Here is a 20,599-nt window from a genome sequence, read left to right on the forward strand (position 1 = left end):
CGTCAACGCGCTTACTGTTCAGGGGTTGCGGTACTCTTCGTACGACCGCGGTTCGGGATCGCCATCTTTGCGATACAGGTTATCAGCGGCCTGACGCTCTTTGACGTATACCAGGGTCTCTTCCAGCTGCCGCTGCTCTTCCACCGGCATGGTGTTAATCACATCGCTGTTGATGGAGGCCTGAATTTTATCAAAAATTTCGATAGCGAACCCCAGGAACTCACTGTCGGTGAGGATCTCGTTCCGGTAGAGCTCGCAGAGCGTTTTTTGCTTTTCTAACTCTTTTTTAAGATCCTCAACCTGTTTGTTACAGGCATCCAGCTGTGCCGATTCTGACGCATTCGAAGCCATAGTAAATATCCTTTTGATAAGCGAATTTTAATTAAAACGCAGCTTAGTGTAGTTCCGGCAGGGTATAAATAACAGGCGGCAGGGTTACAGACGCAACGCAGCGATGCCTGATGCTAAATTTTTTGATAAGTATGGCTAAGGTTTATTTTGCCCTGAAGCCAGGAGCGCCAGCCAAGGTAAGCGCTTTGCTCACCTTTAAACCTCATCGGAGCCCGATCTGCACGCGTTGAGGCGCAGTCTCTACAGAGTAACGCGCTTATGCTGGCCGCCCGCGCGGTCGATAGTGCGGGCAAAGAGATCGACCATGAAGGGCTTAATGAGCTTGCGGGCGTAACGCAGACAACAGAAAAACGCCACAGGCATCAGTGAGTTTTCGTGAATGGCCCATGGTCTACGGGCCACTTTTGCTGGCTCAGGCAGGGGGAACGTGGGCAAAATGCCTGAGCGAGTAAGCATCTTTTATCAGGCCGCCATCTTGCGACACTGCTCGGCACAGGAATGGCACGCTCTGGCGCACGCCTGGCAATGATCGTGCTCGTGCTGGCCGCATTCGTCGCCGCACTGCTGGCAAATCTCTGCACACAGCTGGCACAGCGATTTGGCTGATTCGCTGTTGAGCGCCATAAATTGCGCGGCCAGTCGACAAATGTTCGCGCATTGCATATCCATTCTGATGCAGTTGCGCATCATCTCCAGATTCTCTTCTTCAAGACAGGACGCTGCGCAATGGTCGCAGGCGGCAGCGCACAGATAACAGGCTTCGATGCACTCTTTAAACGGATTAGACATATCTCCTCCCTAACTGAACGTGTTTAGTAAGCCTGGAAAAGAAAATGGATTATGCAACACGGAAATAAGTAAATAACTTTTTCATCGTTGCGTCTGAGGCTGGTCTGGCCGTCAGGGTCAGCAGCCTGATCCAGCGTTAAGCCACGATCATACTGCCGCAGACAGCCTGCCTGCTGGCTGATGCAGGCAAAAGTGCCAGGCTTAGTCAATGCTAAGAAGGGCTGCGTTAAGATTGGGGCCAAAGCCTGAGGAAATGCCGCTGTCTGTTCACCTGGCTCCTCGGCGCATTTTTCGATAATGCGTACAGCAGAGTAAACTATGATAACAAGCAGGTAAGATTTCTTTCTAAAAACATAATAAGTTTATAGGGTTGCAATGAAAATCCGCTTTCTGTCAGCAAATGAGCACAAGCTGACCGAGGTACGCAAAATCCTCGAACCGGTAGGCGTCGACGTCGTGCCTATCGCGCGCCGCATCGACGAAATCCAGACGGAAAACGAAATCGCGCTGGTACGTGACAAGCTGACCAGGGCGTTTTCCATTATCGGCCGCCCGCTGTTTGTTGAACACACGGGGCTCTATCTTGACGGGCTGAATGGCTTGCCCGCCGGACTGACGCGCATCTTCTGGAACCGGCTGGAGGCGGAGCGCTTCGCCAAGCTGGTGCAGGGGCTGGACAGCCAGGCGGTGACGGCGAAAACCGTGCTGGGCTACTGCGACGGGCGCAAAATGTACCAGTTTCATGGCGAAGTGCGCGGCACCATCGCCGCCAGACCTGCCGGACCGCGCGAGTTTCAGTGGGACTGCGTGTTTATCCCGGAAGGCCATAGTCAGACTTTCGCCGAGATGGGCGAGCTGAAAAATGCAATCTCTATGCGCAAGCTGGCGCTCGATCGCTTCGCCGAATTTCTGAAAACCGCCCGAGGAGTGGCATGAAACCTGAACTCAAACGCGCCTATGACTCCGGCAAACTGATCCTCTTCGCCGGCGCGGGCATCTCGCGCAACCTGGGACTGCCGGAGTGGCATGAGCTGATCGCCCATCTGGCGAATGAACTGGGCTACGATCCGAAAATCTTCAACACTTACGGCACCCATCTTTCGCTGGCGGAGTATTACAAACAGAAGAAGGGGTCGCTGGGGCCATTGCGCAGCTGGATGGATCGCGAGTGGCATCGCCCGGACATTGATGTCCGATCGTCAGAAATTCACACCATGATTACGCAGGGCAACTTTAGCCGTATTTACACCACCAACTACGATCGCTGGCTGGAAGCGGCGCACGAGGCGCACGGCGTCCCCTATAGCAAAGTCGCCAACGCGGCAGATTTGGTGGCGCTTACCGAGGACAAGCGGCATATCATCAAACTGCACGGCGATTTCGACGACGACACTTCAATCGTGCTGGATGAGAGCAGCTATTTTGAGCGTCTCTATTTCGACTCGCCGCTCGATATCAAACTGACTCACGATGTGATGGGCAATTCGGTGCTGTTTGTCGGCTACAGCATCAGCGATTTCAATATCCGCCTGCTGTTCTATCGCCTGACGAAAATGTGGGGCAGAACCGGCCTGGCGACCGCACGGCCGAAGTCCTATCTCTTCACCAACCGCAATAATCCGGTGGCGCGCGAGGTGCTGGGGCAGTGGGGAATCGATATGATCGTGTCGGAAGAGGACGACCCGCGCAAAGCGCTGGCTGATTTTCTTAATGAATTGATTTCCTGAGCGAATTCTTCACTTTTACCGGCGTAGCGATAGCGTTGAAAAAAGGATGCAATCTGCCCGCATGAGGGATATACTGTATATATTAACAGTATCGGAGAGGCAAAAATGGCTGTCGAAATTAAATACGTAGTCGTCAAGAAGGGTGAAGAGAAAATGACGTTTGCCAGCAAAAAAGAGGCGGATGCCTACGACAAGATGCTCGACATGGCGGAGGCCTTTACCGACTGGTTAGCGCAGCATCAGCCCGATATGGATGAATCTCAGGCTGAGACGCTCGGCCTGCTGCTTGCAGAGCAGAAAGATGCGATCCAGCATATCCTGCGCACCAGCAAACTTCCGGATGCGGCTGACGCGGCGAAAAAGGTTCACGTAGATGAAAGCGCCGAAGGCGAAGGCGCTCAGACGAAGAAAGTGCGCGCCGTTAAGGCCGCTTAATTTCAGCCCGATATAAAAAACGCGCCGCAGTGCCTTTGCCTGCGGCGCGTTTTTGTATGCGGGAAGCCTCTGCGGTCAGGCGCGCCTGCTCCGCCAGCTTTTATGCGTCAGTGAGCGAACAGAGAGAAGGTGCCGAAATAGTAGCTCGCCATCCATGCCACATAGACCAGCCACACCATTAACCCTGCCGTTAAACCCAGTTTACTCGTCATCAGCCTGCCTCCATAAAATGTGCGGTTACTGGAACCGTTGACACAAATTGACAGAAGGCAGCGAGGTGCGAATTGTTCTGGATCAAATAAGCTGCATACAGTGGTTACAGGTCACTGCGGCGTAGATCAAAAAGCCTCAGAGCAGGTCGATGCGATCGCCGCGCGTAGTGGGCTGCGAGATCACTAAAAATTCGACGTCACTTTCGCTGTCGTTACGGGCCTGGTGTTTCGCTTCGGGAGGAATTTCCAGACCTTCATGGGGGTGGAGCAGATGACGTTCGCCTTCAAGCTCCATACAGAGCGTGCCGCGCAGCACAAAAAAGAACTGCCGACTCTGGGCGTGATAGTGACGGATCTCTGCAGTGCCGGCGGGCATCCGCTCGTGGATAATGCTGAGATCCTGTCGCTGCAGCAGTGCCCAACCATCGCACTGGTCGCCCCAAATATAGTGTTCGGCATTCTCTTTCGAGACCATGGTGATCGTCCTTTCTCTTGCTATGGAACCGATACCATAGCGACTCTGAGCGGAAAAAAACATGTCTTTTCAACGTTCTTGTGTTTGATGCGCGCTTTTCATACGAGACATAAAAGAAAACCCGCCAGCGGCGGGTTTTTTTATCATCAGAGAGGGCTGTGATTACTGCGCCGGACGCGCTTTATTGCGTGAGCGCAGCTTTTTCACCAGACGGTGCGCCTCTGCTTCGCTGGCCACCGCAGGCGAGGAGCCACGCAGCGGCTTGCGTGCTGATTCGTGCAGCGTCAGCACAGTGATAAGGCCGATTACCCCGGCGCCCATCAGGTAGTAGGCAGGCATCATCAGGTTATGGGTGGTGTCCACCAGCCAGGCAGTAATTAGCGGTGTCGTACCGCCGAACAGTGAAACGGAGAGGTTAAAGCCGATCGCCAGCGCGCTGTAGCGGATATCGGTGACAAACAGCGCAGGCAGGGTGGCTGGCATAGAGCCGCTGAAGCAGGTATGCAGCGCGCCCAGCACGATCAGACCAGCGAACACCAGCCACATATTGCCTGACGTCACCAGCATCATGCAGGGGATCGCCAGCAGGATCAGGCCAACCGCGCCGCTGCCAATGACCGGACGACGACCCAGGCGATCCGCCCAGTGTCCCCAGAACAGCGTCAGCGGCATCATCACGAACATCACCACCATAATCAGCAGCAGGCTGCTCAGCTCGCCCATACCCAGAATGCCGGTCAGATAGCTCGGCATATAGGAGGTCAGCATATAGTTGGAGACGTTAAACAGCAGCACCAGACCAATACATTTCAGCATCGGCTTGTGATACTTCTTCAGCATCTGCACCACCGACATCGCCGGTTTGCTGTGCTCCAGCGCCTCCTGCTTCTCCATATGCTGCTGGAAGGCGGGTGTCTCTTCCAGCTTGAGTCGCACATAGAGGCCGAACAGGCCAAGCGGCGCGGCGACGAAGAAGGGAATGCGCCAGCCCCAGTCAAGCATGGTCTGTTCCGGCAGCACTGAGGTCAGCGCGGTGACGAAGCCAGCGCCCAGCAGATAGCCCCCCAGGGTGCCGAACTCGAGGAAGCTCCCCATAAAGCCGCGACGGTTATCGGTAGAGTATTCAGCGATAAAGGTTGCCGCGCCGCCATATTCGCCGCCGGTTGAGAATCCCTGCACCAGGCGCGCCACCAGCAGCAAGATCGGCGCCAGAATGCCGATGCTGGCGTAGGAGGGGATCAGGCCGATGCAGAAGGTGCCGATCGACATCATAATCATGGTCATCGCCAGCACTTTCTGTCGACCGATGCGATCGCCGAGCGGGCCGAACACCAGTCCGCCGATGGGGCGTACCAGGAAGGCCGCGGCAAAAGTACCGAAGGCGGCGATCAGCTGAGCGGTGTTGCTGGCGTTGGCGAAGAAGACTTTACCAATGGTCACGGCAAGGTAGCTGTAGACGCCGAAGTCGAACCACTCCATAGCGTTACCCAGCGCCGCTGCGCCGACCGCTCGCTTAAGCATGTCGTTATCAACGATGGTGATATCGTCAACCGTCAGCTCTTTCTGTTTTTTCTGCCAGAAATGCTTCTTGCTTTTATCTGTGGGTTGATTCCCGGTGCTCATAATATCCTCATTAACCAATGAGGCTCTTATAGCTTTCGTCGCCGAACTGCCAACAAACTCTGGGAAAGAAAGCTATAAGCAGCCTGTTAAAATAAATTACGGCAGCTTGTTTACAACAATTTACCTTACTATAAAAACGGCCTCGCTTTCAAATTAGCAGATTTTTAGACTGTGATAGCCGACTGAACACGCAATTGATGCCATATTGATCCCTCACCATGGTTTAAATGGCTTTATCTCAAGGGGTTATCCTGTAGAGAAATCTAAAAAATGTGATAAAAAAAAGCGTAGCGTGAAAATAACCTGACATATTGCAGGGATTAATAAACCGGGTGCAATCGCCTTAATGAGCCCGGGAGGAAATAACCCTGAAATAAGCAGGGTTACAGGCCGATGCAGAATGTCATCAATCGGTCATGGAGTTAATGACGCGTTATCGCTGTCGCCAGCTAACATTCAGAGAGGAGTTTGATTCGCACGCACCGCCCTGGACTGCGGCGGTCTTTCTGGAGGGGTTATGGCTCGATTTAGTGATAAGCGTATCCTGATTACTGGCGGCACCAGCGGCATGGGTCTGGCGGGCGCGCAGCGCATTCAGGCAGAGGGCGGCCGCGTGGCGGTCACCGGCCGCAATCCCAGCCGACTGCAGTATGCCAACAGCGTACTGCACGATAATGCGCTGGTGCTGCGCAACGACGCTTCCCTGGAGGCGGATATTGAGGCGCTAGGCGAAGCGGTGGAAAAATGGGGCAAGCTGGATGGGCTCTGGCTGAATGCCGGCTATGCCGAACTGGGCGAGCTGGAGTCCGTCACCGCGGAGGCATTTAACGCCATGATGAATGCCAACGTGCGCGGCCCTGTGCTGCAGCTCGCCCGTCTCTCCTCTCTGCTTAATCCCGGCGCGTCGGTGGTGGTCACCTCATCCTCGTCGAGCTATGAAGGCGCGGCGAGCACCAGCCTTTATGCCGCGACAAAAGGGGCGATTGTGGCGATTGCGCGCAGCTGGGCCACCGCGCTGGCGCCGCGTGGCATTCGCGTTAATGTGGTGGTGCCAGGGCCGATCGAAACGCACTTCCGCGATTTTATGCCGGAAACGGCGCGTCAGCAGTTCGAAGATTTCATCGTTAGTCAGGTGCCGCTAAAGCGGGCCGGGAAGGCGGAAGAGGCGGCGGCGGTCGCGCTGTTTCTGCTCTCCAGCGACGCCTCTTATGTGACGGGCAGCCAGTACGCGGTAGATGGCGGACTGGTGCGTTACTGATATCAGGGGCAGCCTGCGCTGCCCGTTGAGCCGTTAGCCCGGATAGATACCGCGCTCTTTACGCGCCATCAGAATGCGTTCGCAGGCGACAATATAGGCCGCGGTGCGCAGCGAGCATTCTTTCTCTTTGGCTTTCTCCCAGACGTGAACCATCGCGTCGGTCATGATCTTATCCATGCGCGCGTTGATCTCATCTTCGCTCCAGAAGAAGCTCGCCATATCCTGCACCCATTCGAAGTAGCTGACCGTGACGCCGCCTGCGTTACAGATGACGTCGGGCACCACGATAATGCCGCGCTCGGCCAGCACGTCGTCCGCTTCCGGATAGGTCGGGCCGTTTGCGCCTTCCAGCACCAGCTTGCAGCTCAACCGTTCCGCGCGCTCGCGGGTAATTTGTCCTTCCAGCGCCGCCGGGATAAAGATATCCATTTCAGTGCGCCAGAACGCCGCCTCATCGATCTTCTCTGCGCCAGGGAAGCCGAGGATCTGTTTGTGTGTCTGCTGCCAGCGTGAAAGTTCGACCATATCGATGCCGTCGGCATTAGCGATGGTGGCGCTGTGATCCTGAATCGCCACCACAGAGGCGCCCGCTTCGCTGAAAAGACGCGCCGCCTCGCTGCCAACGTTACCGAAGCCCTGCACCGCGACGCGCGCGCCTTCAACGGGAATGCCTGCGCGGCGCGCCACTTCGCGGCCGGTGATAAATACGCCGCGTCCGGTCGCTTTTTCGCGTCCCAGCGAGCCGCCCAGGTGGACCGGCTTGCCGGTGACCACGCCGGTCACGGTGGTGCCGCTGTTCATGGAGTAGGTGTCCATCATCCACGCCATCACCTTGCTGTTGGTGCCGACATCCGGCGCCGGAATATCTTTTTGCGGCCCGATGATAATGCCGATCTCGCTGGTGTAGCGGCGCGTCAGGCGCTCCAGCTCTCCTTCCGATAGCGCAAAGGGATCGCAGCGGATGCCGCCTTTAGCGCCACCGTAAGGCAGGTTGACCGCGGCGCACTTGATGGTCATCCACGCGGAGAGCGCCATGACTTCATTCAGATCGACATTAGGATGGTAGCGCACGCCGCCTTTACCCGGCCCGCGTGAGAGGTTGTGCTGTACGCGATAGCCTTCAAAATGGCGGATGGTGCCGTCGTCCATCTGCAGCGGAATATCGACAATCAGCGCGCGTTTAGGATGGCGCAGCGTATCGATCCAGCGTCCCAGCTCGCCCAGATAGGGCGCGACGCGGTCGATTTGCTGAAGATAGGTGGACCAGGCAGATGTACCGTTTTCAGACGCGTAGGATAACTTTTCCATAAAGACCTTTCTTTTTTAAAGTCGTTTATTATGTGTTGCCGTGGATGAGGAGCGGATTTCACCGCACCCCGTTAATTTACCACTTACTGGAGAAAGATAATTTTTCTTACGCCGCTGAAAAAAACGTTTTTGCTACATTTTGGTGCAGCACAGTGCATAAATAATGTGGTGGGTCGCGCCGCACTGAATAAAGATGTATTTATGTTGCATGGTTGTTGCATAAATGAAATTTGTTGCCACTTTTCAGTTCCTTGAGTCACCTCATAAACTGAACAAAATACGTCCGCTGCGTATTGACTTGGCAGCGGAAAGTCGCCGCATGAGCCAGAGTAATGAGTGGATTACTTTTCGTAATGGCAAATAGCGGGGCGCCTGACTAAAGGGCCATGACTCCCTCTATTTCAATTTTAAGATCGGGCGAAAACAGCGCGCTGACCTGCACTAATGAACTGGCTGGCAAATGGTCGCCGTAATAATGAAACAGCACCCGGCGTAGGGCGTCGATATCTTCAAAAGAGGTGATAAATATTGTGACTTTCAGCAGTGCGCTGAGCGTTTTGTTTTCTGCCTGAGCAATAAGCTGAAACTGTTTAAATATCGCCTCAGCCTGCTCGGCAAGAGAGCCCGCTTGCGCGTCGCTGCCGAATGCGGTGAGCCCGGAAATATAAAGCGTCTTTCCCTGTTTTACCGCATGGACATAGGGCGCTTTAACTTCACCCAGCGCGGGATAATTAATTCTTTCGATGGCTGACATTTTATCTCCTTCATTTTATCTGCCATACGGCCGTCATTGATCAGACTAATCGCGCCATAACCGAATGTCGCTGTCGTTAAATGACTTTTTCGCTATATAATTGTAAATACAACGAAAGTGGTAAATTAAGGTTACACTTTCCCGCCGTTAATATCACCTGCAGAATTGACAGAATAAAAATGAAATTACTCTCCCGCGCACGTTTCAAATCCCACTTACTTAGCTTGTTAATTTTAACTGCCCTGCAAACACAGGGCGCGCTGGCGTCCACAAACGATACGCTGGTTGTTTCTGCTGCGCCGGGCTCATCCTTGCGTCACGAGGACACCACGCAAAAAAGCGCCATGCTGGGTAACGCCGGCCAGCAGGCGCTACGCAATACGCCGTTCTCTGTTCAGTCGCTTTCCCGCGAGTTGATGAAACAGCAGCAGTTAAAAAGCGTCAGCGATCTCTATCGCTATATGCCGTCGGTACAGGGTGACGGCGCGCGGCCGCAGACGCGCGGTATGCAGGGCAGCGTGGTGCAGAACAGCATGATCGACGGCCTGAACGTCGTCTCAACGACCGATTACGCGGCAGAGCAGTTCGATCATATCGAGGTACTGAACGGCCTGGCCGGTTCACTCTACGGCCCGGCAAACCCGGCGGGGCTGTTCAATTTTGTGGCGAAGCGCGGCGCCGATTTACCACAGCGTCGTCTGCGTATTGGCGGCGGCAGCGGCGGCAACCACAACGTCGCGGCGGATTTCAGCGGCCCGCTCGATCAAAACGATCGCCTGCGCTATCGCCTGAACCTGCTGGATGACGAGGGCGGCGGCTATGTCAGCGGCAGCAAGGTGCGCCGCCAGCTGGTTAGCCTGGCGCTGGACGTAAACCTCAGCGACAATACCGTGCTGGAGAGCAACTTCAGCTATTACCACTATTACGATAAAGGTCTGCCGGGCAAATTCGCGCTCGGCAATGGACTCACCTTCCCGGCGGCACCCGACCCGAAAAAAGGCGGACTTGGGCAAGCCTATGCGGGCGACGACAACCATACCCTCACCGCAGGGCTGCGCCTGCGGCATGACTTTGACGGCAACTGGCAGGGCGAAGTGGGCGTACTGCGCCAGATTGCCGACCGCGAATCGACTGGCGCCACCAATACCTTTACCGATCGGGCGGGGCGCTATACCACGACGACCTCTTCCTCGACCGCCAGTCGCTTCACCATCAATAGCTATATGGCGAATCTTAACGGCGAAGTCGATACCGGCAGCATCCATCATCAGATCGCCACAGGCATCCGTGGTTTTGTCTGGAAGAATATGAATCCGCTGCACGGCGCGACTTCGACGCTGGGCAGCGCCTCGCTGGAACGGCCCTCTCGCTTTGAGCGGCCGGACTACCCCGACTTCAGCAATCGCTATCACTCCGCCACCGCGACGCAGCACGCTTTTTTGCTGAGCGACAACCTGCAGTTTTCTCCGCAGTGGAGCCTGCTGCTGGCAGGCAGCGAAAGCCTGCTCAGCTCCGCCAGCTACGCGAAAACCGGCGTACGCAGCAGCGAATCCACTAACAGCGGCTTTTCTGGCTCCGCCAGCCTGGTCTATAAGCCGGTGGATGCGCTGACGCTCTACCTCACCTGGGCGGATAGCCTGCAGCAGGGCGACGCCGCTCCGTCGGGCGCCAGCAACGCCGGCGCGATTCTGGCGCCTTATCGCAGCAAGCAGACGGAAGTTGGCGCGAAGCTGGCGGTAAATCGGCTGCTACTGACGGCGGCGCTGTTTGAGATCAAACGTCCCTTTCCCTATACCAATGGCAGCGGCGACTACGCTGTGGACGGCGAACAGCGCAACCGCGGCGTGGAGCTGATGGCGGATGGCGACGTCATGCAAGGGGTGCATCTCTACGGCGGCATGACCTGGCTCGATCCACGCCTGTTCGATACCGGCAGCCGCGCGACGCAGGGAAAACAGGTGGTGGGGCTGGCACGCTATACCGCCAGCCTTTTCGCTGCCTGGGATCTGCCTGGCCTCAGCGGAGCCGATCTGCACGGCGGCGCGCGCTATGTCGGACGGCGCGCCACCGACAATGCCAACAGCGGCTGGGTAAGCGGCTATACCATCTTCGACGCGGGCGCGGCTTATCAAACCCGCCTGATGAACACCGCAACCACGTTTCGGCTCGATGTGACTAACCTGACCAATCGTCACTACTGGACCAATATCGTGCCGGGCGGCCTCAATGGTTACAGCGGCGCCGGGTATGCCAGCGCCTCGCTCGGCGCGCCGCGTCAGGTGCAACTCTCGATGCAGCTCGATTTTTAAGGAATCTGAATAATGAAAACGTTACTGCGGGCCAGCCTGGCGCTGGCGCTGAGCCTGACGGCGGGCGTCGCCGCTGCCGCCACGCTAACCGACGACCTGGGGCAGCAGGTCGAACTGCCGCATCCGGCGCGCCGCATCGCCGACGCCTGGTATGCGCACCATTCGCTGCTGATGACGCTGGGCGCGGGCGACCTGATCGTTGCGACCGTCAACCATCCCGCAGACCGGCCCTGGATGTTTAAGGTGCAGCCTTCGCTGAATCAGGCGCTGCAGGCGCGCGGAAAAACCTTTTCCAGCGAAGCGCTAGTGGCGCGCGGCGTCGACGCCATCTTCGTTCCTGCGCAGGATCCTGATGCGATAAGCTATCGCCAGGCGGCTATCCCGACGCTGAGTATGCGTTTTGACGACGTGGCGTCGATGAAACGTTCGCTGCTCACCACCGCGCAGGTGGTGGGTACGCCGCAGGCGCAGCGTAGGGCGCTGGCGTACAACCGTTATCTTGACGCGCAGATCGCCGCCGTCAGCACGCAAACCGCCTCGCTGAGCGAGGCGCAGCGGCCGCGGGTGCTGCATATTCAGTCGCTGCGGCCGCTGAAGGTTGACGGCAGCCAGACGCTGATTGACAGCTGGATCCGACTTGCTGGCGGGAGAAACGCGGCGGCGGCGGTGACGGGCAATATGAAAGAGGTTTCGCCTGAGCAGGTCATAGCCTGGGATCCCGACATTATTATTATCGGGGCAGGCGCAGGCAGGCTTGAGGCGTCGCCTTATGCGGCGCTGTTTAGCGGCCTGAAGGCGGTAAACCAGCATCGCGTGCTGCAAAATCCATCGGGCGTCTTTCCCTGGGACCGCTACGGCACCGAAGTGGCTTTGCAGATCCTCTGGGCGGCGAAGCAACTGCATCCGCAGCGCTTTACGCAGCTCGACCTTATCGCCGCCACCCGCCGCTTTTATCAGCGCTTTTATGGCTACCCGCTGCGCGTGGACGAAGCGGAAAGAATCCTGGCCGGTTTGCCGCCGATTTCAGGCTGAAATCGCCAGCTTTGCTTCACTGAACAAAGTGTGCGGTGGCTGGCGTAAAAAGCAGCGAAGCGGGCGAATTCGGAACATGCTGACGCATTGTCTGGTGGGAGAAAGTGTGACATAGCGCTAAAATAGAGGCTTACTCGCAGCTGAGGTCTGACAAATATAATGATTTCACGTTTTTCCCCGATAGCGCTTTTCGCCATCGTCGCGCTCACCGGATGCGCGAAAAAGCACTCTTACCAGGATGATCCTACGTTTACCGCCGGTCCCGCGCAGGTAAGCGTTTCCCACGTCATGACGCGCACCGATGACGGCTCGTCGGTATTCGTTACCGTCGACGGCAAAGACGCCGGCAAGCTGAACGGCGGGCAGAGCAAAGATCTCTTCCTGACGCCAGGCAAGCATAAAATTGGCGGCTACGTCGCTACGCTGTTTGGTCTGGGTCGCGTCACCATCAATCCTGTTGAAGTCAACACGGCGAAAGGCGAAGTGAAGCATGTCGCCTATGAAGTTAAAAGCGACAAGCCAACCTTTACCGAATGGACACCGCCGGCTGTTGAAGGCTAATCCTCTCTCCTGGCCGGTCAGCGCCTGACCGGCTTTGCTCATCTTTTTATCCCCGCCGCTTCCTCATGCATGCGTTGCGCACTGCTCACTGCCGCCAATGATTATATATAATCATATTTGACCATATGTGAGCACCGTCAATTTATTTTGTCACTGTTTATCCTATAAATGCTCCTGAGACGCCTTCAAAAGAAAGTGCGCTGATTAAATTTAATCAATCTGTATCCCTACAGGAGATCAACGTGGCCTATCTCAACCGCAGCACGCGCTGCCCTGATTCATCCTCCGCGCCGCCTTCAGGCGTCACCACGGCGCCGCGCTAGCCCGTCAACACGCGCAATAACCTAATGGAAATGAGACGAGGGTGGTAACCCTCACGGTTTCGCTCGTCCTCAAGAGAGGCTCAGATGAATACATTCAATGCTGGAGACACCCTGATTATCGTCGGCATCGTGGTGGCTTATATTCTCTTCACCACCTGGCTGACCTGGCGGCTGCGCAGCAAAAGCAGCGGCGATTTTATGGAAGGATCCCGCGCCATGCCCGCGCTGGTGGTCGGTATACTGCTGATGTCGGAATATATCGGCGCCAAATCGACCGTCGGCACCGCGCAGGCCGCCTTTGAAGATGGTTTCGCCGCCTCCTGGTCGGTAATCGGCGCGGCGATCGGCTTTCCGCTGTTTGGCTACCTGCTGGTTAAGCGTATCTACAGCACCGGTAAAATCACGATTTCCGGCGCGATAGCGGAAAAGTACGGTAATACCACCAAGAATATCATCTCCGTCATCATGATTTACGCGTTGCTGCTGGTGAACGTCGGCAACTATGTGAGCGGCGCGGCGGCCATCTCGACCATCCTGAAGGTCAACCTGCCGGTTGCGGCCTTTATTACCGCCGTGGTCAGTACCTTTTACTTTTGCTACGGCGGCATGAAAGGGCTCGCCTGGGTCACGATGCTGCACAGCGCGCTGAAGTACTTTGGCATTCTCGCCATTATGGGATTTGCGCTCTATAAAACGGGCGGCTTCACGCCGATGATCGAACAGATGCCCAGCTACTACTGGACATGGGATGGTCATGTCGGCGCCAGCACCATCGTGGCCTGGCTGATCGGCACAATTGGCTCCATCTTCTGTACGCAATTCGTCATTCAGGCGATCTCTTCCACGAAAGATGTGCGCTCGGCGAAGCGCGCCACCTGGGTTGCCTTCTTCTTCTGTCTGCCGATTGGCCTGGCGATTGCGGTTATCGGGGTGGCGGCGAAATATCTGCATCCGGAGATCAACAGCCTCTACGCGATGCCGATTTTCCTGCAGGATATGAATCCCTGGATGGCGGGAGTGGTGACAACGTCACTGGTGGCGTCGATATTTGTCAGCGTGAGCACCGTGGCGCTGGCCATCGCTTCGCTGGTGGTAAAAGATTTCTATGTGCCGTACCGCAAGCCGACGCCAGAGCAGGAGTTCAAGGCAACGCGCTGGCTCTCGTTGATTATCGGCTTCCTGCCGCTGGTTTTTGTGCTGCTGGTGCCTGAGGTGCTGAAGCTTTCGTTCTTTACCCGCGCCATTCGTCTCTCGATTTCAGTCGTGGCCGTGATCGCCTTCTACGCGCCATTCTTTAAGAGCGCGCGCGGCGCCAACGCCGGCCTGATTGGCGCCTGCGTCGCGACATCAGTCTGGTACCTGCTGGGCGACCCGTTTGGCATCAACAATATGTATATTGCGCTGGTCACGCCGGCCATCATTATGGCGATCGATTACCTGATCCCAAACCGTCAAATCGATAAAACGCGTCTGAGCGTTGAACAGAGGGGAGTCCGATATGTCCGTAACCGTTAACCGCGATGGCGTGCTGCGCCCAGCAGAGCAGGATGCGCGCCTGATGACGGCGATGCTGCCATCGCCGTGCCCGCAAAACCATGCCGCGAACCTTTTGCCGCTGCCGGACGGGTCGCTGCTGTGCGTCTGGTTCGGTGGCACGCAGGAAGGCGTGGCGGATATCTCCGTTTACTGCTCGCGGCTGGCGTCCGGTGCCGATCGCTGGAGCGAGGCGGTAAAACTCTCCGACGATCCCACGCGGTCAGAACAGAATCCGGTGCTGTTTCTGGCGCCAGACGGCGTGCTGTGGCTGCTCTGGACGGCGCAGCTGGCCGGCAACCAGGATACCGCTATCGTGCGGATGCGCCAGTCGCGCGACCTGGGCGCCAGCTGGGGGCCGATCGAGACGCTGCTCAATGAGCCCGGCACCTTTATCCGCCAGCCGATGACCGTGCTGGAGAATGGCAACTGGCTGCTGCCGGTGTTCTACTGCCGCACCCAGCCGGGTGAGAAGTGGGTGGGCAATGATGACGTCAGCGCGGTGAAGATCTCCAGCGACGGCGGCAAAAGCTGGCGCGACGTCGCGGTGCCCGGCAGCCTCGGCTGCGTGCATATGAACATTACCGCGCTGCCTGACGGCACGCTGGTGGCGCTTTATCGCAGCCGCTGGGCAGACCATATCTACTACAGCCAGTCGGAAGATGGCGGCGAAAGCTGGTCACAGCCGGAGCCGACCACGCTGCCCAACAATAACTCTTCCGTGCAGGTCACCACGCTGCAGGATGGCACCCTGGCGCTGGTGTTCAACAACATGAGCGCGGCGGGCGCGACAGAGCGACGCGCCTCGCTTTATGACGAAATCGACGACGGCGACGATAGCCGTAAAGAGCCGCAGGCGCGCGAAGGGCGCAGCGCGTTCTGGGGTGCGCCGCGCGCGCCGATGACGGTGGCGCTGTCGCCCGACGGCGGCAAAAGCTGGCCGTGGCAGCGCAATCTCGACGAAGGGGACGGCTACTGCATGACCAATAACTCCCAGCAGAAACTCAACCGCGAGTTCTCCTATCCCACCATCAAGCAAGACGCCGACGGCGCTCTGCACATCGCGTATACCTTCTATCGCCAGGCGATTAAATATGTGCGCCTGTCGCCGACGTGGGTAAAGGAGGCATCATGATTATCGGTAATCTGCAGGCGCTGGCGATGGCAGGGCTGCCCACCGCGCTCCGCGCCATTCTTGAGCGCGACGAGTGTCGGCTTGAGGCGCTGCAACAGCGCGAGGATGGGCGCTTTCAGCCCGCGGATGCGCCATGGTTTTGCCATATCGGTCCGGCGCAGACCGAGCCAGCGGCGCAGCGCCATACCGAATACCATCGCCAGTGGGCCGATATTCAGGTGGTGCTGGCGGGCAGTGAGGTGATTAACGCCAGCCAACAGCCTCTGGCGCGGCCGGACGATGAAGAGCGCAAGGAAGATCTGTTCATCGCTGCCGCGCCAGCTCTGCCGGTTTCGATAGGCTTAAGCGCCGGCGATTTTGCCGTGTTTCTACCGGGTGAACCGCATCAGGCGCTCTGTGCCGCATCGCAGCCGGACAGGGTGCGCAAAGCGGTGTTTAAAATTCCGCGTTCGCTTCTGGAGGCGTAGATGCCACATGCGATAGTAACCGGCGTCAGCTCCGGTATTGGCGAGGCGATTGTCGCCGCGCTGCTCGATCAGGGCTGGCAGGTGACGGGACTGAGTCGTCGCGCGGTGACGCGCGACAGCGCGCGTTTCCGCAGCGTTCAGGTCGATATGAGCGATGAACCCGCGCTTATCCGCACGCTGGCCGATCTTCCCGTGCCGGATGCGCTGGTGCATGCCGCTGGCATGATGGCCGCCGCGCCGGTGGGTGAGATTAACCTCGGCGTCAGCTCGCGCCTCTGGTCACTGCACGTGCGCGCGGCGGAGATCCTCGCCAGCCGCTTTGCGCCAGAGATGCAGCCTGGGGGCCGCATTGTGCTGATTGGCAGCCGCACCTCGCGCGGGGCGGCTAACCGCTCCCAGTATGTCGCCACCAAAGCCGCTATGGTAGGGATGGCGCGCAGCTGGGCGATGGAGCTGGCGCCGCGCGGCATTACGGTCAACGTGGTGGCGCCGGGCGCGACGGAAACGCCGATGCTGTCGCAGCCGGGCCGCGAGGCCTCCAGCCCGGTCGTGCCGCCGATTGGCCGGCTTATCCAGCCGCAGGAGGTCGCCGCGCTGACCGCTTTCTTGCTTTCGCCGCAGGCTGCGGCTATCACCGGTCAGGAGATGGTGATTTGCGGCGGCGCCTCGCTGCGCTAGCCGCGCGGGTTTAGTTTCGCCAGCTGCGCGCCGAAATGCTGCTCGATCACCTTGAAGGTCTCCAGCGCCTTAACGCGGTAGAGCTGCTCTGAAGGATGAATGCAGTCGGGCGACATCATGGCGCGCCAGTCAGGCAGCTGTTGAATGCGCTGGTACTGGCTGACCAGCGGCACCTTTTCCGCGCGGGCGACGGTGTCGAGCCGCGCGGCATAAGGCGCCACATCCCATTTCTCTGCCCGGCCGCACAGCGGATGCGGCTCCTGCAATACCACCGCTTTGCCGTTCGCTCTGGCGCTGTCGATCAGCGCCGTCATCACTTCGCCGTAGCGCTGCGGACTTACCTGGTACGGTTTTTCGATATCGTGAAAGTGAAAGTGGCGCGCGTCGTTGGTAGCAAAATTAAGCAGGATCAGACGCGCGCGGGACTGTTTCATTGCCTCCTGCCACGGCGGATTATGCTCATATTTATATCGGCCGTTCAGGAGTTCGATCGCCTGCGCCGACGGGGCGCCGCGATTGATCACCTGCACGCCGCTGCCATATTTCGCCTGCAGCAGCTGATTAAGCACGGCAATTTCATTGTGCTCGCTGACGATATTGCGTAGCCGACCCGCTTCCCGCACCGCCAGTACGCCTTTAGTGCTGGATCCTCCCCAGGCTTCAATAATAAAAGTGTCGGGCGATGGGGGCTGCGCCAGAACTGCTTTAGACGCGGCGAAGGTAAGCGCAATGGATAGCGCCATCTTAAACTGCATTTTTTTTCTAACCATATCGCTCTCGGCTTGTTACCTGCGGTAAATATCGCGGTTAAACCACGGCTGCAATCACGGTAGCAAAATAATTTGGCCGCCAACAACCCGAAAACTCTCGATTGTCACCGGCAAAATTATATCAACAGGTTGTTTTTTATCGAGCGGCACTTTTTTAAGCGGATCGCGGCGAACAGGACGTTTTTTTCGTGCCAGCGAAGTAAAATAGGCAGAATCGAATTTGTTAGCAATATTTCTTTTATTAACCGGCCTTATCAGCCGTCTCGTTTGGCGGGGCGCGGCCCGCAACAGGGCGCACATGGGCGGCATTCTAAAGAGGGCTGATTCCATTTCATTGTTTTTGCTGGATAAAATTACGATCGCGAGGCTGATATGGTTATTTTTCCCTACCTGCGCTATCTGGCCTTTTTCCTAATTGAGCCGCGAATCTCCAGGCATATTCCTAATGTCCTCTCCGCGCAATGCTTTTTATCCTTAAGTGATGGTAGGCTTTACCTACACAGGCCAGACAGGGTTATTCTGATTTCTGCGCGGCCGACTTCACCGGGTCAGGATTATTTCCCTTTCGCATCTCGCTATTAAAAGGGCGGCAGCAGAGAGGCGAGGTCCTGACGCATTATCGAGAAGGGTACAACGTGGATAATAAAGCGTTTCTCTCAAGCCGAAATATCGGCCTGGATTTCCTGCGCGCGCTGTTAATTCTGGAAGGGGTTTTATACCATGCCGCACGCAGTCTTCCCGGTGGGAATAACTGGTACTATATTTCTGGAAAAAATGAGGCGGACGCTTTTACCGCGCTGATTGAGTTTATACATACCTTTCGAATGGAAGCCTTTTTCTTTCTGTCGGGCATGTTCTCGGCCATGGTCATCCTGCGTAAAGGCACTGACTTTTTTTACAGTAACCGCAAGAAGCGCGTTGTGGTGCCGCTGATCTCCGCCTTCTTATTTATTCCTGGGCTAATGTATCTTATTAACGCGCAAATTGACGGCGAAGCCCTGAACACCCATGACGCGCTGGGCGCCTACACGTCGCTGCACCACCTCTGGTTCCTGGTCTCGCTGACCGCGATGTCGTTCCTGATCCCGGGCAGTCTCTATCAGCGCGCGGCGGCGATGATGCGCCGCTTGCCTTTCCCGCTGCTGGTCGCGGCGCTGATCGTGGCGGCAAACGCCTTCTTTGTGGTGAAGTTCTTTGTGAAAGAGTTCGGCGAGTGGGTCAACCTTATCCCCGTCACCGCACGCTTTATGGTGTTCTACGCGGCAGGCTATGCGCTCTACCTTAACAGCGATCAGATCCCGCGGCAGGCGCGCAGTATCCTGGTCAATACCAAAGTGGTGGCGGCACTGGGGCTGGCCTGCTGGCTGGTGTTCTATGCCATTTTCCACTACAACATCACCAGCAGCCTGAAGTATCTGCCGGTGCTCTGCGCCAGCCTGTTCTCGGTAATTTTCTCCTACTGGGTGGTTTTCACCTTCGAGAAGTTGCGTATGAAAGAGAGCCGCCTGGTAAAAGGCGTAGTGGATTCCGCGCTGGTGATCTACATCATGCACTATCCGCTGGTGATCACCTTCGCCTGGCTGCTGGATGGCTATCTGCCCGATGCGCTGCCGATAACCTATGTCGCGGTGGTGACCTCGCTCGGCCTGATCTGCAGCGCCGCCCTCTATTTGCTGATTAAGCAGCTGCCGCTGATGTCGCTGCTGTTTGGGCTGAAGCCGGCTCGCGTGCAGACTCTGCCAGCCACCCATCCCCGGAGCTAATTGCCTCGCTTTGCCTCTGCCCGCTGGACCTTGTCCGGCGGGCATTCTGTTACAAACCTCTTTATTGAAGCGCTGCAAAAGCGGTTATGCTCTTACTACTTCAGACAACCGTGTAGCGAAGGGATCATGATTGTAAATTGCATGGTATATCGCCCAGGCCAGGTCGGGCAGGAATTAGACGTAGAAAAAATCAGTGATGTGCTCAGCGAGCCGGATGCCTTTATCTGGATGGGGCTTTATCAGCCTGAAGCGGCGTTTATGCATAAAATTCAGGATGAGTTTGGGCTGCATGAGCTGGCGGTAGAGGATGCGCTTTGCGCGCATCAGCGTCCTAAGATTGAGCAGTATGGCGAGTCGATGTTTATTGTGGTGAAAACCGTCAGTGCGGAAAATGAACACCTTCACCTGGGCGAAACCCACTTCTTTATTGGAAAAAACTTCCTCATCACCCTGCGCCACGGCGCTTCCGACAGCTATGCGCCCATTCGCGAGCGCGTGGCGCAAAACAGCGCGATGCTCGAGCACGGGCCAGGCTATCCGCTCTACTGTATTCTCGATTTTATCGTCGATCGCTATGGCGAATATACCGCCTCGCTTAGCGATAAAATTAATGAGATTGAGGCGGCGCTGTTCCGCTCCGAGTTTGATAATCTTGCGGTGAAAAAGGTTTATCGCCTGCGCCGCGAGCTGCTGAGCCTGCGCAACGCAGCGCAGCCGCTGGAGGAGATTTGCCAGCAGCTGGTGCGGCTGCACGAAGATATCGTGCCGAAAGCGCTGCGCGCCTATCTGCGCGACGTGCAGGATCATGCGCGCCACGTCGTCACCGATGCGGAGGATATGCGTGAAATGCTCACCAGCGCCATGCACGTTAACCTGGCGATGGTCGCGGTGCAGCAGAACGAAGTGACGAAAAAGCTGGCGGGCTGGGGTGCCATTCTGGTGATACCGACAGTGATCTTCAGCATGTACGGCATGAACTTTAAAGAGATGCCGGAGCTGAACTCGCCGCTGGGCTATCCGCTGGCGCTGGGCGGCACTTTCGTCGGCTGCTTCCTGCTCTGGCTGCGGCTGCGCAGGTCGGGATGGCTTTAACGGC

General features: G+C 57.1%; 21 protein-coding genes. 13 read left to right on the forward strand and 8 right to left on the reverse strand.

Annotation, left to right across the window (positions count from 1 at the left end; all coding sequences use genetic code 11):
• Window positions 1-18: 18 nt before the first annotated feature.
• Entirely contained in the window at window positions 19-351 is a 333-nt protein-coding gene (locus tag ACR6A7_RS04885; protein WP_434123702.1) for a hypothetical protein, read from the reverse strand.
• A gap of 462 nt (window positions 352-813) precedes the next feature.
• Window positions 814-1,140, reverse strand: coding sequence for a four-helix bundle copper-binding protein (locus ACR6A7_RS04890; RefSeq protein WP_434123703.1), 327 nt, complete (start codon window positions 1,138-1,140; stop codon window positions 814-816).
• Between the two features lie 375 nt (window positions 1,141-1,515).
• On the opposite strand from ACR6A7_RS04890, the gene ACR6A7_RS04895 reads away from it, so the two are divergent.
• The 3 genes from ACR6A7_RS04895 (at window position 1,516) to ACR6A7_RS04905 (ending at window position 3,302) form a co-directional block, all read left to right on the forward strand.
• Window positions 1,516-2,076, forward strand: coding sequence for a non-canonical purine NTP pyrophosphatase (locus ACR6A7_RS04895; protein WP_434123704.1), 561 nt, complete (start codon window positions 1,516-1,518; stop codon window positions 2,074-2,076).
• Window positions 2,073-2,867, forward strand: coding sequence for an SIR2 family protein (locus ACR6A7_RS04900; protein ID WP_434123705.1), 795 nt, complete (start codon window positions 2,073-2,075; stop codon window positions 2,865-2,867). The genes ACR6A7_RS04895 and ACR6A7_RS04900 overlap by 4 nt, the downstream gene beginning before the upstream one ends.
• A 105-nt stretch (window positions 2,868-2,972) precedes the next feature.
• Window positions 2,973-3,302, forward strand: a complete 330-nt coding sequence (locus ACR6A7_RS04905; protein WP_434123706.1) for a YebG family protein — start codon at window positions 2,973-2,975, stop codon at window positions 3,300-3,302.
• A gap of 348 nt (window positions 3,303-3,650) precedes the next feature.
• Here ACR6A7_RS04905 and ACR6A7_RS04910 read toward each other — a convergent pair whose 3' ends face one another.
• Complete coding sequence (locus tag ACR6A7_RS04910; RefSeq protein ID WP_434123707.1) at window positions 3,651-3,989, reverse strand: cupin domain-containing protein; 339 nt, start codon at window positions 3,987-3,989, stop codon at window positions 3,651-3,653.
• Window positions 3,990-4,151: 162 nt separating this feature from the next.
• A complete protein-coding gene (gene proP / locus ACR6A7_RS04915) occupies window positions 4,152-5,612 on the reverse strand; it encodes a glycine betaine/L-proline transporter ProP (RefSeq protein WP_434123708.1) in 1,461 nt (486 codons plus the stop codon).
• A gap of 517 nt (window positions 5,613-6,129) precedes the next feature.
• Between proP and ACR6A7_RS04920 the strand changes: the two genes are divergently transcribed.
• Window positions 6,130-6,870: an SDR family oxidoreductase gene (locus ACR6A7_RS04920; RefSeq protein WP_434123709.1), complete on the forward strand. Its 741-nt coding sequence runs from the start codon at window positions 6,130-6,132 to the stop codon at window positions 6,868-6,870.
• Between the two features lie 33 nt (window positions 6,871-6,903).
• Here ACR6A7_RS04920 and ACR6A7_RS04925 read toward each other — a convergent pair whose 3' ends face one another.
• Both ACR6A7_RS04925 and ACR6A7_RS04930 read right to left on the reverse strand, forming a co-directional pair.
• Window positions 6,904-8,178 carry a Glu/Leu/Phe/Val family dehydrogenase gene (locus ACR6A7_RS04925; protein WP_434123710.1) on the reverse strand — a complete coding sequence of 425 codons (1,275 nt, stop codon included), beginning with the start codon at window positions 8,176-8,178 and terminating at the stop codon, window positions 6,904-6,906.
• A gap of 376 nt (window positions 8,179-8,554) precedes the next feature.
• Window positions 8,555-8,932 carry a RidA family protein gene (locus ACR6A7_RS04930; RefSeq protein WP_434123711.1) on the reverse strand — a complete coding sequence of 126 codons (378 nt, stop codon included), beginning with the start codon at window positions 8,930-8,932 and terminating at the stop codon, window positions 8,555-8,557.
• A gap of 179 nt (window positions 8,933-9,111) precedes the next feature.
• Here ACR6A7_RS04930 and ACR6A7_RS04935 point away from each other — a divergent pair, with 179 nt between their 5' ends.
• The 7 genes from ACR6A7_RS04935 (at window position 9,112) to ACR6A7_RS04965 (ending at window position 16,970) form a co-directional block, all read left to right on the forward strand.
• Window positions 9,112-11,241: a TonB-dependent receptor gene (locus ACR6A7_RS04935; protein WP_434123712.1), complete on the forward strand. Its 2,130-nt coding sequence runs from the start codon at window positions 9,112-9,114 to the stop codon at window positions 11,239-11,241.
• A 12-nt stretch (window positions 11,242-11,253) separates the two neighbouring features.
• Window positions 11,254-12,273, forward strand: coding sequence for an ABC transporter substrate-binding protein (locus ACR6A7_RS04940; RefSeq protein WP_434123713.1), 1,020 nt, complete (start codon window positions 11,254-11,256; stop codon window positions 12,271-12,273).
• 159 nt (window positions 12,274-12,432) lie between these two features.
• Window positions 12,433-12,834 (forward strand): hypothetical protein, encoded by a 402-nt coding sequence (locus tag ACR6A7_RS04945; RefSeq protein ID WP_434123714.1) that lies wholly within the window; start codon window positions 12,433-12,435, stop codon window positions 12,832-12,834.
• A 407-nt stretch (window positions 12,835-13,241) separates the two neighbouring features.
• Window positions 13,242-14,672, forward strand: coding sequence for a sodium:solute symporter family protein (locus ACR6A7_RS04950; protein WP_434123716.1), 1,431 nt, complete (start codon window positions 13,242-13,244; stop codon window positions 14,670-14,672).
• Window positions 14,656-15,825, forward strand: a complete 1,170-nt coding sequence (locus tag ACR6A7_RS04955; RefSeq protein ID WP_434123717.1) for a sialidase family protein — start codon at window positions 14,656-14,658, stop codon at window positions 15,823-15,825. Before ACR6A7_RS04950 ends, ACR6A7_RS04955 begins: the two co-directional genes overlap by 17 nt.
• Window positions 15,822-16,292, forward strand: a complete 471-nt coding sequence (locus ACR6A7_RS04960; protein WP_434123718.1) for a NanQ anomerase/TabA/YiaL family protein — start codon at window positions 15,822-15,824, stop codon at window positions 16,290-16,292. Before ACR6A7_RS04955 ends, ACR6A7_RS04960 begins: the two co-directional genes overlap by 4 nt.
• The gene (locus tag ACR6A7_RS04965) at window positions 16,293-16,970 is read left to right on the forward strand and encodes an SDR family NAD(P)-dependent oxidoreductase (RefSeq protein ID WP_434123719.1); all 678 of its coding nucleotides are present in this window, start codon (window positions 16,293-16,295) and stop codon (window positions 16,968-16,970) included.
• Here ACR6A7_RS04965 and ACR6A7_RS04970 read toward each other — a convergent pair.
• Window positions 16,967-17,713, reverse strand: coding sequence for an SGNH/GDSL hydrolase family protein (locus tag ACR6A7_RS04970; protein WP_434123720.1), 747 nt, complete (start codon window positions 17,711-17,713; stop codon window positions 16,967-16,969). The two genes, ACR6A7_RS04965 and ACR6A7_RS04970, sit on opposite strands and share 4 nt — an antisense overlap.
• Before the next feature lie 81 nt (window positions 17,714-17,794).
• Window positions 17,795-18,070 (reverse strand): hypothetical protein, encoded by a 276-nt coding sequence (locus ACR6A7_RS04975; RefSeq protein WP_434123722.1) that lies wholly within the window; start codon window positions 18,068-18,070, stop codon window positions 17,795-17,797.
• A 305-nt stretch (window positions 18,071-18,375) separates the two neighbouring features.
• On the opposite strand from ACR6A7_RS04975, the gene ACR6A7_RS04980 reads away from it, so the two are divergent.
• Both ACR6A7_RS04980 and corA read left to right on the forward strand, forming a co-directional pair.
• Complete coding sequence (locus ACR6A7_RS04980) at window positions 18,376-19,503, forward strand: acyltransferase family protein (RefSeq protein WP_434123723.1); 1,128 nt, start codon at window positions 18,376-18,378, stop codon at window positions 19,501-19,503.
• Window positions 19,504-19,629: 126 nt separating this feature from the next.
• Complete coding sequence (gene corA, locus ACR6A7_RS04985) at window positions 19,630-20,595, forward strand: magnesium/cobalt transporter CorA (protein WP_434123724.1); 966 nt, start codon at window positions 19,630-19,632, stop codon at window positions 20,593-20,595.
• Window positions 20,596-20,599: the final 4 nt, after the last annotated feature.

Origin of the sequence: Pantoea phyllosphaerae, from assembly GCF_051025595.1 — a bacterium.
Classification (GTDB): domain Bacteria; phylum Pseudomonadota; class Gammaproteobacteria; order Enterobacterales; family Enterobacteriaceae; genus Pantoea.